Below are 18758 nucleotides of genomic sequence, written 5' to 3' on the forward strand. Positions count from 1 at the left end.
CGGTAGAAGCCTGAGGGCTAGCTAGAGGTGGGACTCGGCAAACTCAGCCAGCAGTGAACGGGGTACCCCCTGCAGCTTGACGTTGCCTCCGTGGCTGAAGTCCTTGAAACGCTCGGTCATGTAGGTCAGCCCGGAGCTGGTTGCTCCCAGATAGGGGGTGTCGATCTGCGCCAGGTTGCCAAGGCAGATCACCTTACTGCCGTTCCCGGCCCGGGTAATGATGGTCTTGATCTGGTGCGGGGTCAGGTTCTGGGACTCGTCAATAAGGATCAGGCTGTGCTGGAAGCTGCGCCCACGGATGTAGTTGAGTGATTTGAAGTGCAAAGGCACCTTGTTGAGGATGTAATCCACACTGCCGTGGGTGTTTTCATCGTCGCAGTGGAGGGCTTCGAGGTTGTCGGTGATGGCCCCCAGCCAGGGCTCCATCTTCTCCGCCTCGGTGCCGGGCAGAAAGCCGATGTCCTCATCCAGCCCCTGGGTGCTGCGGGTCGCGATGATGCGTCGGTAGAGTTTGTTGGCTACGGTCATCTCTATGGCAGCCGCGAGCGCGAGGATGGTTTTACCGGAGCCTGCCGAACCGGTCAGGTTCACCAGGTGAACATCGGGGTCAAGTAAAAGGTGCAGCGCGATGGCCTGGTAAATATCCTGCGGGTGTAATCCCCAGGCCTCCTGGTGCATGAGTCCGTCATAACTCAGGTGGAGCAGAGTAACCTGGGATTCGCTTACCTCTATCGCGCGTCCGACAAAACCCTGTTCGTCGATAATAAAGGTGTTGGGATAGACATCCTTGAGAATGCCACAGCGCTGCAGGCGATGGTGGGTTTCGCCATCGAGCTGCGAGGTTTCAACGTTGTCGATCAGGTCCCAGAAGCTGCCTTCGACCTCAATGTAGCCCTTGTTCAGCAGTTCTACATCACTCACCAGTTTGTCGTTTTCGTAATCTTCGGCCTGCAGGCCACAGCCCCGGGCCTTGAGGCGCATATTGATGTCTTTGGTGACCAGCACCGCCTTCTCGTTGGGGTGTGAGGCCTGCCATTGACAGATGTCGTTGATGATCTTGTTGTCGTTAATATGGCTGGGCAGATAACTGAGGTTGCTGGCGGGGGTAGAGGTGAGGATCGACATACAGCCCATAAAGGCCTCTTTGTCCGCGCGGGGGATGGGAACCCCCTGGTCGATCTCTTCCGGCGTCGAGTTACCGACAATACTGTCGATCTGGCGAATCGCCTGCCGGCAGTCGGCTGCGATGGTGTGTTTTCCCGTCTTCAGCTTATCCAGCTCCTCCAGCACGATCATGGGGATCATGACGCGGTGCTCTTCAAAGTTGAAAATGGCGTTGGGGTCGTGGATCAGTACGTTGGTATCGAGGATATAGCAGATGTTTTCAGAGGGGATAAGGTCAAGCTTGATCGCATCGTCCATAGCAAAGAGCACCTCTTGTCGGTCCGGGCGGAGGGGCTGCCAGAGGTTGAAGGGCGGAGAGTTTCGCGTCCCTCAACAATCGCAGCCTTAACTCGATACTAGCGCTGCAGGGGGGGGAGACAAGCAGAAAATAGGGGTGATGGGCTTTTTTTGCACAATCGGAGTTGAGGGCTTTGACGCGGCCAAAAACTGTCTTATAGTGGAGGGCCACCCCTGCAGAAAATCTCCGTTTTTTATCCTCTTTTGGGCGTTAACTCGCGCTCCCTTAGCAACTGAACCGATAGCCCGGGCGTCTCTCGCTGGTAAGAATTTGGCGTAATTTTCAGTTTCTGGCGTATTTATCCGCCTGTGAAGGGGGACCGGGATGGCTGGATATAACCGCCACCCATCCCGGAACAGGGGCGGTGCGTCTAGCGGGCCAGCAGCTCCGCAGGAGGCGGGGTGCAGTTGAGCTTTTTGCCCAGCAGCGACTCCAGCTCCGGCAGCAGGAAGGAGTCCTCCTCGCCCGCCAGGGTGATGGCGATACCGCTGGCTCCAGCGCGACCGGTGCGGCCGATGCGGTGCACGTAGTCATCGCTCTCCTCAGGAAGGGTGTAGTTCACTACGTGGGAGACCCCGTCGATATGGATACCCCGACCCGCAACGTCGGTGGCGACCAGTACCTTGATCTTGCCCGAACGGAAATCCTCAAGGGTGCGCACCCGCTTTTTCTGGGGCACTTCGCCCGATAGCATGTCGACGCTGACACGATCCTTTTGCAAGCGCTCGGTCAGGCGACGCACCTGGTCCCGGCGGTTGGTAAATACCATCACCCGCTCCAGCGCATCGTCTCGCAGGAGGTTTCGCAGTACCCGGTATTTATCCCGGTCCGACACCAGGTACACCCGCTGCTCAACGGTTTCAGTGGCGACATTTTCCGGCTCGATCTCGACAGTGATGCAACGGTAGGTCCACTGCCGGGTCAGGTCGATCACCTCGGGGGTGAAGGTGGCGCTGAACAGGAGGGTCTGGCGATCACCGCGCCGGGGGGTGGCCCGGATGATGCGACGCACCTGGGGGATAAAGCCCATGTCGAGCATACGGTCGGCTTCGTCGATCACCATCACCTCAACCAGGTCGAGGAAGAGGTCGCGTTTTTCGTAAAAGTCGAGCAGCCGGCCCGGGGTTGCCACCAGGATATCCACGTAATCGGTGTGCAGGTGCTGCTGCTGCTTGGTGTAATCCATGCCGCCGACCACTTCGGTGACGTTGATGTTGCAGTACTTTGTGAGGGCGCGGGCATCCTTGGCGATCTGCAGCGCCAGCTCACGGGTCGGAGCTATCACCAGCGCGCGGGGTTCGCCCACATAGCGCTCGTCAGGAGCCGGGGTCTCCATCAACTGCTTGATGGTGGAGATCAAAAAGGCGGCGGTTTTACCGGTGCCGGTCTGGGCGCGGCCCAGGGCATCACGTCCGTTAAGAGTGGCTCCCAGCACCTCGGCCTGAATGGGAGTGCAGTACTCAAACCCCGATTCCTGAATGCCTCGCATCAGCGCATCGGGCAGTTCGAAGTCGTGAAAACGGACCTTCCCCGGCTGCTCCGGCACGCTGAACTGGCTGATATCCCAGGGTGGCGGTGCGGCCTGCCTGCGGCGCTTGTTTCCCTTCTGCTGGTGGTTTCGCGGAGTGGTGCTTTTGCTGTGCGGGGGCAGTTCCGGCTTGGGGGTTTCCTGCTTTTTCTTGAAGAATTTGCCTAGCAACTTATACCTTCTCGGTTACGGGTTGTTCAATCAGCGCTAATAGTAATCGCTTTGCCCCTGTAGTGGAACGGTTGCGGCGCAGTGGAACGGGTTGCGGAGCCTGGCGGGAGGGCAGACAACCCGCCCGAATCGCCGGCGATGCTGCCGCTGATGGGATTGTGATCAATTGTGGCAACCGCTTGTAGGATCGGGGGAGCCCCTCGATAATGGATGACTCAGAGTGAAGGCGATGGCGCCGGCGCGGAGCCGGCATCCAGTGTGAGTGTGAGGGTGAATTATGGGTCGCAGGGTGGCGCTGGTGGAGGATGATGCAGCGATTCGGGAAAACTACCGAGCGGTCCTGAGCCGGCAGGGCTATCGGGTTGAGATCTACGCCACCCGCTTTGATGCCCTGGCGGCGTTTCGCCAGCGGCTGCCGGAGCTGGCCGTGATCGATGTGGGGCTTGGCGATGAGGTGGAGGGGGGCTTCGACCTGTGTCGCGAGCTGCGCACCCTGGCACCGCAGTTGCCGATTATCTTTTTGACCGCTCGCGACGATGAGATTGATGCCATTACCGGGCTGCGCCTGGGCGCCGATGACTACCTCACCAAAGATATAAGTAGTGCTCATATAGTGGCTCGTATCGTGGCGCTGTTCCGGCGTGTGGATGCCTTGCGTCAGTTGCCAGAGCAGACAAGCCGTATTGAATGTGGTTCGCTGGAGCTGGATGGCGATTGCATGGAAGCGCGCTGGCAGGGTGTGGCGGTGAAACTGACCCTGACGGAGTTTTGGCTGGTCGACTGCCTAGCTCGCCATCCGGGCCACGTGAAGAACCGCCAGCAGTTGATGGACGCTGCCAATGTGGTGCTGGACGACAACACCATCACCTCCAACATCAAGCGCATCCGGCGTAAGTTCCAGCAGGTGGACGCCGGTTTTAACGCCATTGAAACGGTCTACGGTTTTGGTTACCGCTGGATCCCGGGCCTTTAACCAGCAACATAATCCGCAGCACGGGAGAGGGCCGGGATGAGGTTACGCTCACAATTGGCAGTATTGGCGCTGGTGACCCTGGCCCTGCCCTGGGCGGGTTGCCAGTACGTGCAGCAGATGGAGCAGGTGCTGCGCAAGGGGCAGGAGGCGACGGTACTGGCCAGTGCCCGGATGCTGGGGGAGAGCCTGGCCGAAACCCGCGCCTTCTATGCCGATGAGGCCTACCTTGAGCAGGGGGGGGCAGCTGACAGTTACGCCGCTTTGCTGAGAACCCCCATACTGATCGATGGTTACCAGGACGACTGGAGTGAGCGGATCGGTACCCGCCATTTTAGCGCGGCGGAGGGGGTGCCCTTCGCGGCGCAGGTCAAAATCGGCATCAAGCGGGATGCCGCTAGCGGCGACAACGGTCTCTATCTCTACCTCTCGGTGGAGGCGCCCGGCAGGCGGTACGCGGTGCCCAAGGTCATCTACAGCGACCCGGTGGCGGGGTTTTCCAATCTGCAGCGGGCCGCCCTGTTCGAGGCCGACACTCTCTGGTTACAGCTGGTCCAGGCCGATGGGACGCCGCTTCACCTGGTGGTGCAGACCGCCGCCCCCGGAGAGGTGAGCGCCCAGCGGCTCAGCTTCGCCAGAAATGACCCACCCCTTAGCCCCTATCCGGCTCTGCGCGGACACTGGCAGGATACCCCGCAGGGGTACAACCTGGAGCTGTTTATTCCCATTGACCGACTGGGGAAGCGCTTCGCCTACAGCCTGCTGCACCCTACCGCCGAGGGGGTGCAGGCGATCGGTACGGCGCTGGAGGGTCGATACTCTCCGCGCCAGCTGGTGGCGGAGATTGCCCGCCAGCAACAGCCGCCGGGTTACCTGGTTGAGCCCTCATTGCTGCTGCAGCAGCGCATCGCGGGGCTGGGGATGGCCGACAGTCGACTGCTATTAACGGACCCCTACCACTGGGTGTTGGCGCGTCAGGGTCGGCTTTCCGACCTGGTACTGCCCGGCTACGACAGTGCCGAGGGGATCATGGCGATCATCTACCGCTGGATTCTGGATGATACCAACCGCCTGCAGCTGATCGAACAGGATCCCGGTCGTCTCAAGGTACCGGAGGTGAGCCAAGCCCTGGCGGGGGAGGCGGCGGTGGGTTGGTACCGCTTTGCCGATAACCGCGCCGTAGTGTTGGCGGCCTATCCGGTGAGGGAGCAGGGGCGGGTTGTGGGGGCGGTGGTGGTGCAAAAAGGCACCGGGGATATTCTATTGCTGGCCAATGAGGCCTGGGGTGGGTTGGTGCGAATCAGCCTGCTGGTGGCGGCCCTGGTGCTGGTGGTGCTGGTGGGCTTTGCGGCACTGCTGGGTTGGCGGATTCGGCGCCTGAGCCGCCAGGCGGAGCAGGTGATCAGCGAGGGTGGTCGCCTGGCAGAGGCGTTTCGGGCATCGCGTTCAGCCGATGAGATCGGTGAGCTGTCCCGCAGTTTCGCTCGCCTGCACCGCCGGGCCAGCCAGTATACCCAGTACCTGCAGGGACTCTCGAGCAAGCTTGCCCACGAGCTGCGTACCCCCCTGGCGGTGATACGTACCTCGCTGGAAAACCTGCCCGCCGAAGGGGAAGGGGCGGAGCGGGAGGCTTACCGCCAGCGCGCGCTGTCGGGCGTCGACCGGCTGCGCTCGATCATCGATGCCATGAGCGAAGCGCGGCGGGTGGAGCAAAGCATCGCCAATGCAGAGCAGCTCTCCTTTACCCTGGATGAGCTGGTGGCGGGGATGGTGAGCGCTTACGCCGATGTCTATGGGAAGCACCGTTTCCAGTACCATCCCCCCGTCGCTCCCCTGCCGATGCGAGGGGATCCTGACCTGCTGGTACAGCTGCTCGACAAGCTGGTGGACAACGCTACCGGGTTTGCCCCGGCCGGTGCCACCATCCAGATCGGACTGCGCTCAGCGGGGGGCGAGTACGAGCTCTCGGTTACCAATCCGGGCCCCCTCTTGCCCGACACCATGCAACAGCAGCTGTTTGATTCCATGGTCTCCCTGCGACCCTCCAGCCCCGAGCGCCACCATCTGGGATTCGGTCTCTACATTGTGCGCCTTATTGCCGAGTCCTTTCGGGGGCGGGTTGAGGCACAGAACCTTGGCAGTGGCGACGGGGTGGTTTTCCGTGTATTTTTTGCGGCACCCTGATGTGTCCCCTGTATGAACCCTGGAGAAAACCATGTTGAAACCCCTGAGTGAATTGGTCGCTGACGCCCGTCGTCAATGTCGCACTGTCGACCCGGAGGAGGCCCGTGCGCTTCTGGCCGCTGACCCCGTGCCGCTGCTGATCGATGTGCGCGAGCCCGAAGAGGCCGTGCAACATGCGGTCGAGGGGGCGATCAACATTCCCCGCGGTGTGCTGGAGATGAAGTTGATGGCGATGTGTCACAACCCCATGCAGCCAATTCTGATCTACTGTGCCACCGGTGGCCGGGCTGCCCTGTCGGCGGTTGCGCTGCAGGCGGTGGGCTATCGCGATGTCAGGGTCATCCTGGGGGATTGTGAGTCGATCGCTTGCACCCTGAACCAGGGGGCGTGATATGAGTCAGCCGTTACCTATCTCATATTTCTCCGACACCCTCTGTGTCTGGGCTTACGTCTCCCAGATTCGGTTGGATGAGCTGCGTGCCAACCTGGGTGATCAAATTGAGCTCAGTTACCACTTTATTTCGCTTTTTGGCTGCACCCCCAAGCGGCTGGCCGAAGGGTGGAAGGATCGGGGCGGATATGCGGGGTTCAACGAGCATGTACTGGGGGTGGGGGCCCAGTTCGACCATGTCCGGATTCATCCCCAGGTTTGGAAAGAGTGCCGCCCCTACAGTTCCGCCATGAGTCACCTGTTCCTTAAAGCGGTCCAGCTGCTGGAGAGGGGAGGGGAGATCTCCGATGCCCCTCAGGAGGAGTTTAACGGTCGTACCCTGTTTGAGGAGACCGCCTGGCAGGTGCGGGTGGCTTTTTTCGAGCAGGCCAGGGACATCGGTCGCCGTGAGGTACTGCTGGGGGTGGCCGAACAGATGCAGCTTCCCCTCGCCTCCATCGAGCACTCCCTGAACAGTGGAGAGGCGATGGCGGAACTGTTCCGTGACCAGGAGATGAAGGAGAGCTTTCGTCTCGAAGGAAGCCCCACCTACCTGCTGGATAACGGTCGCCAGAAACTCTACGGCAACGTCGGCTATCGCATTATCGAAGCCAATGTGCAGGAGCTTTTGAAAAAGCCCCAGGGGCAGGCCAGCTGGTGCTGATGGCCAAGGCTAAAAGCGACATCTAGTCGCTTTTAGCGAGCAGTGCACGCCCGGCGCGGGAGCCATTTGGACGCCCCAGGGCCTGGGTAATGAAGTGGCCGGCCTCGGCCACTGCCTGCAGGTTGATGCCGTGCTCAATGCCCAGCCCGTCGAGCAGGTAGAGCACATCCTCGGTGGCTACATTGCCTGAAGCGCCGCGAGCGTAGGGGCAGCCGCCCAGGCCTGCCACCGAACTGTCAATCACCCGGACCCCCCTCAACAACGAGGCGTAGATGTTGGCGATCGCCTGCCCGTAGGTGTCGTGCAGGTGGACCGCCAGCAGGTCGATGGCCACCTCCTCGGCCACCGCATCGAGCATGCGGGTGATGGACGCGGGGGTGCCCACGCCGATGGTGTCGCCAAGAGAGATCTCGTAGCAGCCCAGGTCGAGCAGCTGGCGCGATACCTGCGCCACCACCTGCGGTTCAACCTCGCCTTGGTAGGGGCAGCCCACCACACAGGAGACATAGCCACGTACCGGAATGCCAGCCGTGTGCGCCAGCTCCATTACCGGCTTGAAGCGCACGAGACTCTGTTCGATGGAGCAGTTGATGTTCTTCTGGCTGAAGGCCTCTGAGGCGGCGGCAAAGATGGCCAGCTCCGAGGCGCCCGCTTCCAGAGCCCGCTGGGCACCCTGCAGGTTGGGGGTCAGCGCGGCGTACTGAACGCCGGGAGTGCGCCCCATCTGGCGAAACACCTCATCGCTGCCGGCCATCTGTGGCACCCATTTTGGATTCACAAAACTACCGGCTTCGATGGTGGCGATGCCGGCGTTGGCCAGTCGCTCGATCAGCTCCACCTTGAGGTCGGTACTGATCGGTTGCTGTTCGTTCTGCAGGCCGTCGCGAGGGCCGACCTCGACGATACGTACCCTGGTGGGCAATCGGTGGCTCATGGTGTCTCTCCCCGGGTCAGGCTTCATGGTCTTGCTCGAACTCTAGCAGCTCGCGGCCACCGTCCACCAGATCGCCGGCCTGGTAATAGAAGGAGACCACCCGTCCGTCGGCGGGGGCGCGTAGGCTGTGTTCCATCTTCATCGCCTCCATCACCAGCAGGGCATCGCCCTTGGCGACCTTGCTGCCGGGCTCCACCAGCAGGGCGACGACGGTGCCGTTCATGGGGGCGTTGAGGGCGCCGGCACTACCGGCATCCTGCTGCTCCCCCAGGTCGGGGCGCTGCAGGCGGAAGCTGAGGGCGCTGTCGGCAGTGTAGAGGCTGATGATGCCATCGTGCTCACTGACGGTGGCGTTGAGCTGGTAGCCATCGAGGTTGGCGCGCAGCTGGCTACCCTCCAGCCGCCCGCGGGCATCCTGGCAATAGACGGTACCCGCTCCCTCGATGCGGTAGCCGCAGGCGGCACCCGAGCGGCGCTCCTCGACCACCAGCGGATAGGCCTGCTCGTGCAGCAGCAGGCTGAAGTGGCGCTGGCTGGGGGCGTTGAGTCGCCAGCCCTGTGTCTGGTGCCAGGGGGAGAAGGGGTCCCGTGAGTGGCGGGCCGCCTGCTCGGCCTGCTGTTGTTGGCGCAGTACCAGGTAGAGCGCGGCCAGGGGCAGGTCGCGGGCTAGCCGCTCCTCCCCCTCGAGGAAGATCTCAGCGTGGTGTTTGTCGATAAAGCCGGTATCGAGCTCGGCCGCACGGAAGGCCGGGCAGTTGGCGAGGTTGTAGAGAAACTCGAGGTTAGTGGTCATGCCGCTGATGCGGTACTCGGCCAATGCCCGTGTCAGGCGCGTTAAAGCCCGCTCACGATCCTCATCCCAAACCACCAGCTTGGCGATCATGGGGTCGTAAAAAACGCTCACTTCGTCCCCCTGACGAACGCCGGTATCGACCCGCACATGGTGGCCGGTGGCGGGGGGCTGCAAGAAACGCAGGGTGCCGGTTACCGGCAGGAAGTCGTTGTCCGGGTCCTCGGCGTAGATGCGTGCTTCGAAGGCGTGCCCGCGGATCTCAAGCTGCTCCTGCGGGCAGGGCAGGTGCTCACCGCTGGCGACCCGCAGCTGCCATTCCACCAAGTCCTGGCCGGTGATCATTTCGGTCACCGGATGTTCCACCTGCAGGCGGGTGTTCATCTCCATAAAGTAGAAGGAACCATCGCTATCGAGCAGGAACTCGACGGTACCGGCTCCCTCGTAGTCGATCGCCTGGGCGGCGCGAATGGCAGCCTCACCCATCTGCTGGCGCAGGGCCTGGCTCATTCCCGGCGCCGGTGCCTCCTCGATTACCTTCTGGTGGCGGCGCTGCACCGAGCAGTCCCGCTCGAACAGGTAAACGGCTCTGCCCTGCTGGTCGCAGAACACCTGGATCTCTACGTGGCGGGGCTGGGTGAGGTATTTTTCCACCAGCATGCGCTCATCGCCAAAGGCGTTGAGGGCTTCGCGTTTGGCGGCGGCCAGGGCCTCGTCGAACTCCTCGGCGCGCCACACCTGGCGCATCCCCTTGCCGCCCCCTCCGGCAGTGGCTTTGAGCAGCACCGGGTAACCCATGGAATCGCTGGCCTGCCTGAGGACGGCAGGGTCCTGGTCATCGCCGTGGTAGCCGGGAACCAGCGGTACACCGGCCGCCTCCATAATCTGTTTAGCCGCTGACTTCGAACCCATCGCCTTGATCGCTTTAACCGGTGGTCCGATAAAGACGATATTTTCTCGCTTACAGGCGTTACAGAATTCTGCATTCTCCGACAGGAAGCCGTAGCCCGGATGGATCGCCTGGGCACCGGTGCGGCGGGCGGCCTCAATCACACGTTCGCCGAGCAGGTAAGACTCCCGTGAAGGGGAACCGCCAATGTGGATCGCTTCATCCGCCATGGTCACGTGCAGGGCGTTACGGTCGGCGTCGCTGTAGACTGCCACCGTGGCGATCCCCATCCGCCGCGCTGTACGGATCACCCGGCAGGCGATCTCTCCCCGGTTGGCAATCAGTATCTTATTGAACATGGTGATTTACTCCTTGATCCAGGGCGGCGATTGCTTGTCGAGAAACGCACCCAGTCCAGCCTGTCCCTCCTCGGATACACGAATGCTGGCAATGCGTTCGCAGGTGTCGGCGATCACCTCGTCGTCAATGGGGCGACCCGATACATCGAACAGCAGCTCCTTGGCGAGGGCAACAGCGCGGGGTCCATTGCCCAGTAGCTGCGTCAGCAGCCGCTCCAGCTCGGTGTCCAGCTCCTCCTCGTCCACCACCTCGCTGACCAGCCCCAGCGTCTGGGCGCGCTGTGCGCTGAAGCGTTCGGCGGTGGTGAAGTAGCGGCGTGCGGCGCGTTGGCCGATGGCGTTGATGACGTAGGGGGAGATGGTGGCCGGGACCAGCCCGATGCGCACCTCGCTGAGGCAGAAGCTGGCACGACTGGAGGCGACCGCCATGTCGCAGCAGCTGACCAGGCCGACAGCACCGCCAAAGGCGGCACCCTGTACCCGTGCGATGGTGGGCTTGGGCAGGGTGTTGAGCGTTTGCAGCATATTGGCCAGCGCATTGGCATCGCGCAGGTTCTCCTCAAAACTGTAGCTGGCCATGCGCTTCATCCAGTTGAGGTCGGCTCCGGCAGAGAAACTGCGGCCGCAGGAGGCCAGTACCACCACACGAACTCCGTTATCCTGTGCCAGTGTGTGGAAGTGGTCACTGAGGGCGGCGATCATGGCGTCGTCAAAGGCGTTGTGTTTGTCCGGGTTATTAAGGGTAACGGTGGCCACTCCCCGCTCATCGATGGAGCAGGTGACGGCGGTGCAGGAAGTCGGGTTGCTAGACATAATGGTTACTCATATTGTTCGCAGATAACTCCATGCAGGGTCACATGCGGAAAATGCCGAAGCGGGTCTCTTCGATGGTCTGGTTCATTGCCGCCGAGATCGACAAGCCCAGCACCATGCGGGTGTCTGCCGGATCGATTACGCCGTCGTCCCACAGTCGGGCCGAGGCAAAATAGGGGTGGCCCTGCTTCTCGTAGGTGTCGATGATCGGTTGCTTGAAGGCAGTCTCGGCCTCCTGGCTCCAGGATTCACCGGCCCCCTCCTTCTGGTCCCGTTTAACCTGCGCCAGCACCCCGGCAGCCTGCTCTCCGCCCATCACCGAGATTCGCGCGTTGGGCCACATGAACAGAAAGCGGGGATCGTAGGCGCGGCCACACATTCCGTAGTTGCCGGCGCCGAAGGAACCGCCGATCAGCACCGTAAACTTGGGTACCCGGGCGCTGGCCACTGCGGTCACCATCTTGGCGCCGTGCTTGGCGATACCGCCCTGTTCGTACTGGGAACCCACCATGAAGCCGGTGATGTTCTGCAAAAACAGCAGGGGAATCTTGCGCTGGGCACAGAGCTCAATAAAGTGAGCCCCCTTCTGGGCCGATTCGCTGAACAGGATGCCGTTGTTGGCAACGATGCCCACCGGGTAGCCAAAGATGCGGGCGAAGCCGCACACCAGTGTGGTGCCGAACAGCGCCTTGAACTCATCCAGCTCGGAGCCGTCCACCAGGCGGGCAATCACCTCGCGCACATCGTAGGGTTGGCGGGTATCCCTGGGGATGATGCCGTAGAGCTCGCTACTGTCGTAAAGGGGGTCGACCACCTCGGCGATATCCGCCTGCAGGGGTTTGACCCGGTTGAGGCGCGACACCGCCTGGCGCGCGAGGTGCAGGGCGTGGTGATCGTTCTGTGCGTAGTGGTCAGCCACCCCCGAGGTACGGCAGTGGACATCCGCCCCCCCGAGATCCTCGGCGCTCACCACCTCTCCGGTGGCCGCTTTCACCAGCGGTGGCCCGCCGAGGAAGATGGTGCCCTGCTCGCGCACGATGATCGACTCATCGGCCATCGCCGGCACGTAGGCACCACCGGCGGTACAGGAGCCCATGACCACCGCGATCTGGGGAATCGCCTGGGCGGACATATTGGCCTGGTTGAAGAAGATGCGCCCGAAATGTTCGCGGTCGGGGAATACCTCATCCTGCTGGGGCAGGTTGGCACCACCGGAGTCCACCAGGTAGATGCAGGGGAGGTTGTTCTCGCGGGCGATGGCCTGGGCACGCAGGTGCTTTTTCACGGTCAGGGGGTAGTAGGTGCCGCCTTTGACCGTGGCATCGTTGGCCACGATCATGCACTCCTGGCCGCTGACCCGGCCGATGCCGGTGATGATACCGGCCCCCGGCACCGGCTCGGGGTAGACCTCAAAGGCGGCCAGTTGCGACAGTTCAAGAAACGGGGTGCCTGGGTCGAGCAGGGCATTGACCCGCTCCCTAGGTAGCAGCTTGCCTCTTGCGAGGTGACGCTGCCTGGCTTTTTCCCCACCGCCGAGGGCGATCGCGTCGAGTTTCGCCTTGAGGTCATCCACCTGCGACTGCATATGCTCGCGGTTGTTGGCAAACGCTTCGCTGCGCGTGTTGATGCCGGATGTCAGTATCGTCATGGTAACGGCTCCCCGACTGGCTGTGTTACTTGGTTTCGTTAAAGAGTTCGCGGCCGATCAGCATGCGACGAATCTCGCTGGTGCCGGCGCCGATCTCGTAGAGTTTGGCATCGCGCAGCAGCCGGCCGGTAGGGAATTCATTGATGTAGCCGTTGCCCCCCAGGGCCTGGATCGCCTGCAGCGCCATCTGGGTGGCCCGCTCGGCGGTGTAGAGGATAACGGCGGCGGCGTCCTTGCGGGACTCCTGGCCGCGGTCGCAGGCCTTGGCCACCGCATAGAGGTAGGCCCGGGAGGCGCTCAGCTCGGTGTACATATCAGCCACCTTGCCCTGCATCAGCTGGAACTCCCCGATCGACTGGCCAAACTGCTTGCGGTCGTGGACGTAGGGAACCACCACATCGAGGCAGGCCTGCATGATCCCCACGGGACCACCGGAAAGCACGGTGCGCTCGTAGTCGAGGCCACTCATCAGCACCTTGACCCCCTCACCCTCCTTGCCGAGGATGTTCTCCACCGGCACCTTGCAATCCTGGAACACCAGCTCGCAGGTATTGGAGCCACGCATGCCGAGCTTGTCGAGCTTCTGGTGTCGACTGAAGCCGGGGAAGTCGCGCTCGACGATAAAGGCGGTCATCCCCCAGGCCCCCTTGCTGGTGTCGGTCTTGGCGTAGATGACGTAGGTGTTGGCGTCGGGCCCGTTGGTGATCCACATCTTGTTGCCATTAAGCAGGTAATGATCCCCCTGGCGTTCGGCGCGCAGCTTCATGCTCACCACGTCGCTACCGGCGTTGGGCTCGGACATCGCCAGCGCACCGATGTGTTCGCCGGAGCAGAGCTTGGGCAGGTACTTGCGCTTCTGCTCCTCGCTGCCGTTCTTGAAGATCTGGTTGACGCAGAGGTTGGAGTGGGCGCCGTAGGAGAGACCGACCGAGGCGGACGCGCGGGAGATCTCCTCCATTGCCACGGTGTGGGCCAGGTAACCCATGTTGCTGCCGCCGTACTCCTCCGAAACGGTGATCCCCAACAGCCCCATGTCGCCGAACTTGCGCCACATATCCATCGGAAACTCGTTGTCACGGTCGATCGCGTCAGCGCGGGGGGCCAGTTCGGCCTGGCTGAACTGGTAAACCGCATCGCGCAGCATGTCGATCTCTTCGCCCAGGTCGAAGTTGAGGGTGGGGTAGCCAACGTTCATGGTGGTGTCTCCTTGCGGGAGTCCGGAGACTCCGGTCTCCACAGTCGAGTGGTGTGTTTGGTTATTGTTTGTTTGGTTATGGTTTGTTGTGCCGGGTGGTTGCTTGGCGATGTTTCCGCCGGGGGCGCCTTGGCTGGCCCCCCCTTAGACCGTCTCAACCCCCAGCTCGCGCAGGGCATCCAGGCAGCGCTGCTCCGACTCCTGCAGGTCCAGCATCATCACCTCGATATCGTGCAGCTGCTGCTCAAGGGTCTCCTTGCGCCCGCGAATGCGCTCAACCAGGGTTTTGAGCTGCTGTTCGTTGCTCTGCCCGGGGCTGTACATTCCGATAATATCCCGGCTCTCCTCCAGGCTCAGGCCGAGCCGTTTACCCCGCAGGATCAGCTTCAGCTTGGTGCGGTCGGCGGGGGAGTAGATTCGGGTCTGCCCGCGTCGCTCGGGGCTCATCAGCCCCTTGTCCTCGTAGAAACGGATGGTACGGGTGGTAATATCGAACTCTTTGGCCAGCTCGGAGATGCTGTAGGTAGTGGGGCGCTTGGCTGTGGTCATTGGGGTCGCCTGCTAGGGAGATCAACCCATTCTAGGGCTGCTTTACGTTAACGTAAAGGTAAAAAAGGCGGGGCGGGTCACTGCTCGCCAAACCGGCGGCCTGTGGCACTCTCGAGTGTTGTTTTGATATTTATCAAATGGAGGCGTCGGTGAGCCGTTTGCGGTGTACACTAACAGCGAAGCCTTGAGGGAGCGAAGGCGTGCGGCGGATACTTTATGCATGGTGGTTACGGGGGAGCCTGATTGGCGCCCGCGGCCTCGCATCGCCCGCTCGGGAACGGGTGGTGGTGATCAACCAGTTTATGTTGCTGGTGCTGTTGGTGACCCTGGCGTATCAGATGCTCTACCTGTTGACCGATGCCGAGCGCATGCGCCCGGTGATGATGGTGCACGGCCTCAGTATTCTTGGTTTTCTGCTGGCCCTGCTGGCCAACTACCGCCGTCACTACCTCAGCGCGGCCCTGCTCTCCCTTGGGGTGCCGATGATGATCCAGGTGCCGGGGGTCACTTACATGATCAGTGCCGACTCGGGGATGCACCTGTTTCTGCTCAGTAGCGGTGTGCTCACCTTCCTGGTCTTTTCCAACCAGCTGCGCTGGCTGCGCTACCTGTTCCTGGTGGTGTCGACCCTTCTGTTCGTGCTGCTCGATAGTTTCTGTACCCCCGAGATCGCAGCGGTCACACTGCCCGCTGAGCAGCTGCGGGTGATGTTTCTGTTGAACCTGGTCAGTTTTGTGTTGCTGCTCTATGCCCTCTCCACCCTGTTCCATGGGCAGCTGATATTGCAAGGCGGTCGCATCGAGCGCCAGGCTCGGGACCTGGCCCATCTGGCCAATACCGACCTGTTAACCCAGCTGCCCAACCGGCGCCGCATTATTACCGAGGCGCAGCGCAGCGGGCTCTTTCAGGGGGTGGTGGCGATTGCCGACATCGACCACTTCAAGGCGGTCAACGACCGCTACGGTCATGCCTGCGGCGACGCCATCCTGCAGAAGGTAGCGCAGGTGCTGCAACACTCGATACGGGAGGTGGACCGGGTCGGGCGCTGGGGGGGAGAGGAGTTTATTTTCCTGCTCAGCTACAGCTCCGCGGAGGAGGCGTTGCGGGTGCTGGAGCGGGTGCGCGAGCAGGTGGAGGCGACCGAGGTCCAGTTTGAAGGGCATGCGTTTCGCGTCACCATCTCCATCGGCATGGCGGTGATGGATGCCGAACGCAGCTTCGATGAGGCGTTGCGCGAAGCCGACAACGCGCTTTATCGGGGTAAGCGCCAGGGACGTAACTGCGTGGTGACCGAAGCGATCGCTTACTGACCCTGAACGCCGGTCAAGCGACAGGCTTCTTGCTCTCCAGGGGTGACCTGACCGCCCGGGTACGTGGGGGTGTGGCGCGCCAGAGGCGGGCAATCAGGGCCATCACCAGTACGGCAAAGGCAAAGCGGGCCCAGAGGATGGCGTAGAGATCAGCCCCCAGCAGCAGCACCAGCAGGGTGTCTTCGATCAGGCTGTGGGCCAGCCCCAGAAAACAGATCGTTAGCACCATATCGCGTTTGCTGATCTGCCCGCTGCGGGCTTCCGCAACCAGCAGCCCCGCACCAAAGCTGAGCCCCAGGGTGATGCCAATAATGGTGACGTTGGTTGCCTCACGCCCCACCTGCAGCACCCTCAGTAACGGCGCCAGCAGCCAGTGCATCAGGCGTTCGATGCCCAGCCAGCGCAGCAGGCGCAGGAGACTCATGAGCGCGCTGATGACCAGCAGGATGGTGGCGAACAGCAGCAGCTGGTCGAGTATCCAGGCCGCTAACCCGGGATCGCTTGAGGCCGGGCGCCACAACATCTGGGCTGGCTGCTGCTGCCAGTCGCCGAGGCGGTAGAGCTGATGGACCAGTACCGCGAGCAGGAAGGCGCCCCCCAGGCGTAACACCAGTGTGATGCGCCAACGTACCCCCACCAGTTTAGCCACCGCTCCTTCGGTAGGCAGCGAGTGGGCCACCAGTATCAGGAGGCCCAGTACGCTCACCTGAGCCACGCTCAGGCTGTGGCCGGCGGACAGCTCATAGAACACCACCATGGCGGTATAGAGGTTGGTCAGAATGGCCGCCGCCCACACCAGACCCATCTCGGCGGGCAGGCCCACCAGTGACATCAAGGGGGAGAGCAGCTTGCCCAGCCACTGGGTAGCCCCCAGGCTGTCGAGCAGTTTAACCAGCACAACGGCGGGCAGCATCACCTTTACCAGCACCCAGTAAACCCGAAGAATCTCGAGGCAGTGGTCCCCTAGCTGTCGGGGCAGGCGTTTGAGGTCGATGCGGTTCACTGGGGGCCCTGCTGGCGAAAAAGGCGCCAGTATAGCGAGTATGCGGTTAATAGCGAGTCACGTGGGGGCGAAACAGGGTGCTATAGCTCAGTCTCGAGGCCGTCAGGGCTTGCGGTTGGGCGCGCGGTTGAGGGCCGCAAAGAGCCCGCCGGCCACCGCCCCCGCCAGGCACTGGCCAATAAATCCGCCTGCGCTGCGGGCGCCGGCGATCAGGGTGATCTCCAGGATCGGATGCATCAGCAGCAGCATGGCCGCAAAGGCGACCGCCCCCGCCAGCGGGTAGAGCAGGGCAGGGGTGCCCAGCCCGCGGCGCAGCAGCCAGGCGGTGAGGGCGAAGGCCAGCCCCAGCCCCAGGGTGATCACCACCCCGTAGCTGGGCAGCAGCCCCAGCAGGTCATCAAGGGAGACGAGTGCCCTCACATCGGCCGGGATCACCACCCCCAGGTTCGCCAGCCGGTTGAGCACAAACTGGCTGTGGCTGACGCTGGCCAGCACAATGGCGCACAGGGCAGCGGCTACAAAGGCAAGCAGGGATCGGCGGCGAGGTGTCACGGGTTGGCTCCATCGGGTGAGTTACTTCATTCAGCCACAGCGCCGGCGCGATGCCAAGTACTGCCCCTCGCGTCCGGCCCGGCCTGTGGGGGTAAAACGGTAGTCGAAGCGGGTGCGCTCTGGCATTATTGGCCTGTTAAGCGCCCCCCTATGCCCACCTTTAGCTTTCAGGAGACCTTTCATGTCCGCCACAGCAACCGCTTTGCGACACCTTGCCCTGTTAACAGGACTGGTCAGTAGCCTGCTGTGGGCTGCAGATGAGGTCAAGTATGAATTGCAGGTGGTGGCCGATGGGCTCGACCACCCCTGGTCCCTCTCCTTCCTTCCCGATGGGCGGATGCTGGTGACCGAACGGGCTGGCCGCCTTCGGATGATCAGTGCCAGCGGCATCATGGATTCGGCGCCCGTGCGGGGGGTGCCGCGGGTGTTTGACCGCAGCCAGGGCGGTCTCTTCGAAGCCGTTCCCCATCCCGATTTTGCCAACAACGGTCTCATCTACCTGAGCTACGCCTGGGGCGACGGTGACGCCAACGGCACCCGCCTGGCGCGGGCTCGCCTTGAAGGCAACGCCCTGCGTGACCTGGAGGTGCTCTTCACCGTGGAGCCGCTGAAAGACACACCGGTACACTACGGTGGCCGGCTCGCCTTTATGCCCGATGGTACCCTGCTGCTGACCACTGGCGATGGTTTCGACTACCGCGAGCAGGCGCAGAAGCTGGATAGCCTGCTGGGCAAGGTGGTGCGCCTCAACGATGACGGCTCCATTCCCGCCGATAACCCCTTTGTGGGGCAGGCGGATGCCCGTGGGGAGATCTATAGCTACGGTCACCGCAACCCCCAGGGGCTGCTCTACGATGAGGAGTCGGGCACCCTCTACCTGCACGAACACGGCCCCAAGGGGGGAGACGAGATCAATATCCTGGAGCCGGGCAACAACTACGGCTGGCCCGTGATCACCTACGGGCGAGATTACTCCGGCGCCACCATCAGCCCCTACACCGAGTACGAGGGGATGGAGCAGCCGCTGATCTACTGGACCCCCTCCATTGCCCCCTCCGGGGTGACCATCTACCGTGGCAACGAGTTCCCCCAGTGGCAGGGTGACCTGCTGGTGGGGGCCCTGGCCGGTCGGCAGGTGCGCCTGGTGGAGCTGGACCAGGGGCGCGTAGTGGGTCAGCAGCCGTTGTTTACCGAGCTGGGGGAGCGCATTCGCGATGTGCGCAGCGGGCCCGATGGCCGTCTTTACCTGATCAGTGACAGCAGCAACGGCACCCTCTATCGTGTGGTGCCCAAGCCCTGAACGGGCG

General features: G+C 62.4%; 16 protein-coding genes. 6 read left to right on the top strand and 10 right to left on the bottom strand.

Annotated features, from left to right (window positions below; translation table 11 throughout):
* Window positions 1–21 precede the first annotated feature (21 nt).
* Both D0544_RS01100 and rhlB read right to left on the bottom strand, forming a co-directional pair.
* The gene (locus tag D0544_RS01100) at window positions 22–1422 is read right to left on the bottom strand and encodes a PhoH family protein (RefSeq protein ID WP_125014015.1); all 1401 of its coding nucleotides are present in this window, start codon (window positions 1420–1422) and stop codon (window positions 22–24) included.
* A gap of 410 nt (window positions 1423–1832) precedes the next feature.
* A complete protein-coding gene (gene rhlB, locus D0544_RS01105) occupies window positions 1833–3161 on the bottom strand; it encodes an ATP-dependent RNA helicase RhlB (protein ID WP_125014017.1) in 1329 nt (442 codons plus the stop codon).
* Between the two features lie 277 nt (window positions 3162–3438).
* Here rhlB and pdsR point away from each other — a divergent pair, with 277 nt between their 5' ends.
* From pdsR to D0544_RS01125, 4 genes are read left to right on the top strand one after another with little or no spacing between them, the layout of a single operon-like run.
* Complete coding sequence (gene pdsR / locus D0544_RS01110) at window positions 3439–4134, top strand: proteobacterial dedicated sortase system response regulator (protein ID WP_125014019.1); 696 nt, start codon at window positions 3439–3441, stop codon at window positions 4132–4134.
* A 36-nt stretch (window positions 4135–4170) separates the two neighbouring features.
* A complete protein-coding gene (locus tag D0544_RS01115) occupies window positions 4171–6315 on the top strand; it encodes an ATP-binding protein (RefSeq protein ID WP_125014021.1) in 2145 nt (714 codons plus the stop codon).
* A 31-nt stretch (window positions 6316–6346) separates the two neighbouring features.
* Window positions 6347–6706, top strand: coding sequence for a rhodanese-like domain-containing protein (locus D0544_RS01120; RefSeq protein WP_125014023.1), 360 nt, complete (start codon window positions 6347–6349; stop codon window positions 6704–6706).
* Between the two features lies 1 nt (window position 6707).
* A complete protein-coding gene (locus tag D0544_RS01125; RefSeq protein ID WP_125014025.1) occupies window positions 6708–7409 on the top strand; it encodes a DsbA family oxidoreductase in 702 nt (233 codons plus the stop codon).
* A gap of 22 nt (window positions 7410–7431) precedes the next feature.
* On the opposite strand, the gene D0544_RS01130 is transcribed toward D0544_RS01125, so the two are convergent.
* The 6 genes from D0544_RS01130 to D0544_RS01155 form a co-directional block, all read right to left on the bottom strand.
* A complete protein-coding gene (locus D0544_RS01130; protein ID WP_125014027.1) occupies window positions 7432–8343 on the bottom strand; it encodes a hydroxymethylglutaryl-CoA lyase in 912 nt (303 codons plus the stop codon).
* A gap of 16 nt (window positions 8344–8359) precedes the next feature.
* On the bottom strand, window positions 8360–10381 hold the full coding sequence (locus D0544_RS01135; protein ID WP_125014029.1) for an acetyl/propionyl/methylcrotonyl-CoA carboxylase subunit alpha: 2022 nt from the start codon (window positions 10379–10381) through the stop codon (window positions 8360–8362).
* 6 nt (window positions 10382–10387) lie between these two features.
* Window positions 10388–11194: an enoyl-CoA hydratase/isomerase family protein gene (locus D0544_RS01140; protein ID WP_125014031.1), complete on the bottom strand. Its 807-nt coding sequence runs from the start codon at window positions 11192–11194 to the stop codon at window positions 10388–10390.
* Between the two features lie 40 nt (window positions 11195–11234).
* Entirely contained in the window at window positions 11235–12842 is a 1608-nt protein-coding gene (locus tag D0544_RS01145; protein ID WP_125014033.1) for a carboxyl transferase domain-containing protein, read from the bottom strand.
* 25 nt (window positions 12843–12867) lie between these two features.
* Entirely contained in the window at window positions 12868–14037 is a 1170-nt protein-coding gene (locus D0544_RS01150) for an isovaleryl-CoA dehydrogenase (RefSeq protein ID WP_125014035.1), read from the bottom strand.
* Window positions 14038–14181: 144 nt separating this feature from the next.
* Window positions 14182–14586, bottom strand: a complete 405-nt coding sequence (locus tag D0544_RS01155) for a MerR family transcriptional regulator (protein WP_125014037.1) — start codon at window positions 14584–14586, stop codon at window positions 14182–14184.
* 200 nt (window positions 14587–14786) lie between these two features.
* Here D0544_RS01155 and D0544_RS01160 point away from each other — a divergent pair, with 200 nt between their 5' ends.
* A complete protein-coding gene (locus tag D0544_RS01160; protein ID WP_125014039.1) occupies window positions 14787–15896 on the top strand; it encodes a GGDEF domain-containing protein in 1110 nt (369 codons plus the stop codon).
* Between the two features lie 13 nt (window positions 15897–15909).
* On the opposite strand, the gene D0544_RS01165 is transcribed toward D0544_RS01160, so the two are convergent.
* Both D0544_RS01165 and D0544_RS01170 read right to left on the bottom strand, forming a co-directional pair.
* The gene (locus D0544_RS01165) at window positions 15910–16899 is read right to left on the bottom strand and encodes a nucleoside recognition domain-containing protein (RefSeq protein ID WP_243647217.1); all 990 of its coding nucleotides are present in this window, start codon (window positions 16897–16899) and stop codon (window positions 15910–15912) included.
* A 102-nt stretch (window positions 16900–17001) separates the two neighbouring features.
* Window positions 17002–17451 (bottom strand): hypothetical protein, encoded by a 450-nt coding sequence (locus D0544_RS01170; RefSeq protein WP_125014041.1) that lies wholly within the window; start codon window positions 17449–17451, stop codon window positions 17002–17004.
* A 181-nt stretch (window positions 17452–17632) separates the two neighbouring features.
* Between D0544_RS01170 and D0544_RS01175 the strand changes: the two genes are divergently transcribed.
* Complete coding sequence (locus tag D0544_RS01175) at window positions 17633–18751, top strand: PQQ-dependent sugar dehydrogenase (protein ID WP_125014043.1); 1119 nt, start codon at window positions 17633–17635, stop codon at window positions 18749–18751.
* The last annotated feature ends 7 nt before the right edge of the window (window positions 18752–18758 follow it).

The organism is Aestuariirhabdus litorea, from assembly GCF_003864255.1.
GTDB classification, from domain to species: Bacteria; Pseudomonadota; Gammaproteobacteria; order Pseudomonadales; family Aestuariirhabdaceae; genus Aestuariirhabdus; species Aestuariirhabdus litorea.

Excerpts from the sequence above, each read along its gene's own strand:
- pdsR (WP_125014019.1), top strand. The coding sequence starts at position 3,439 with ATGGGTCGCAGGGTGGCGCTGGTGGAGGATGATGCAGCGATTCGGGAA.
- D0544_RS01140 (WP_125014031.1), bottom strand. The coding sequence starts at position 11,194 with ATGTCTAGCAACCCGACTTCCTGCACCGCCGTCACCTGCTCCATCGAT.
- D0544_RS01100 (WP_125014015.1), bottom strand. The coding sequence starts at position 1,422 with ATGGACGATGCGATCAAGCTTGACCTTATCCCCTCTGAAAACATCTGC.
- D0544_RS01175 (WP_125014043.1), top strand. The coding sequence starts at position 17,633 with ATGTCCGCCACAGCAACCGCTTTGCGACACCTTGCCCTGTTAACAGGA.
- D0544_RS01120 (WP_125014023.1), top strand. The coding sequence starts at position 6,347 with ATGTTGAAACCCCTGAGTGAATTGGTCGCTGACGCCCGTCGTCAATGT.
- D0544_RS01125 (WP_125014025.1), top strand. The coding sequence starts at position 6,708 with ATGAGTCAGCCGTTACCTATCTCATATTTCTCCGACACCCTCTGTGTC.
- D0544_RS01130 (WP_125014027.1), bottom strand. The coding sequence starts at position 8,343 with ATGAGCCACCGATTGCCCACCAGGGTACGTATCGTCGAGGTCGGCCCT.
- D0544_RS01115 (WP_125014021.1), top strand. The coding sequence starts at position 4,171 with ATGAGGTTACGCTCACAATTGGCAGTATTGGCGCTGGTGACCCTGGCC.
- D0544_RS01155 (WP_125014037.1), bottom strand. The coding sequence starts at position 14,586 with ATGACCACAGCCAAGCGCCCCACTACCTACAGCATCTCCGAGCTGGCC.
- D0544_RS01150 (WP_125014035.1), bottom strand. The coding sequence starts at position 14,037 with ATGAACGTTGGCTACCCCACCCTCAACTTCGACCTGGGCGAAGAGATC.
- D0544_RS01135 (WP_125014029.1), bottom strand. The coding sequence starts at position 10,381 with ATGTTCAATAAGATACTGATTGCCAACCGGGGAGAGATCGCCTGCCGG.
- D0544_RS01145 (WP_125014033.1), bottom strand. The coding sequence starts at position 12,842 with ATGACGATACTGACATCCGGCATCAACACGCGCAGCGAAGCGTTTGCC.